Source organism: Faecalibacterium sp. DFI.5.82, assembly GCF_029076575.1.
Classification (GTDB): Bacteria; Bacillota; Clostridia; order Oscillospirales; family Ruminococcaceae; genus Faecalibacterium; species Faecalibacterium duncaniae.
The window spans coordinates 1-313 of sequence record NZ_JARFIS010000461.1 but is presented as its reverse complement, the minus strand read 5'-3'; the positions used below and the strand labels follow the sequence as shown (position 1 = coordinate 313).

General features: G+C 35.1%; 1 protein-coding gene. It reads right to left on the bottom strand.

The genetic code is table 11. From position 1 onward, the window contains the following. Window positions 1–103: 103 nt before the first annotated feature. A partial coding sequence (locus P0G09_RS17425) for a phospholipase D-like domain-containing protein (RefSeq protein WP_342760556.1) occupies window positions 104–313 on the bottom strand: 210 nt, incomplete at its 5' end.

Here is a 313-nt window from a genome sequence, read left to right as displayed (position 1 = left end):
CTTTCAAAAAACAGTTGATTTAGAAGTTAACTGTTTTTTGAAAGGTCGTTTCATCAGATTCTTATAGCAATCCAGCAAATAATCTCATAAATAATTGTCCCAGTCACAAATATGCACTTCGTCCGGTTTGATATTGGTCTGTCACATCACGACATTCTCCCATCGTTCTTATCAGATCATTTTTTATTTCCACAACTGTCTGACAATCTGCCATAAAACAGCCGTTTTCAAAATGGTGATATAAACTTCGATAATCCAAATTAATTGTTCCACAAGTTGCCATACAGTCATCTGCCACACTCATTTTTGCATG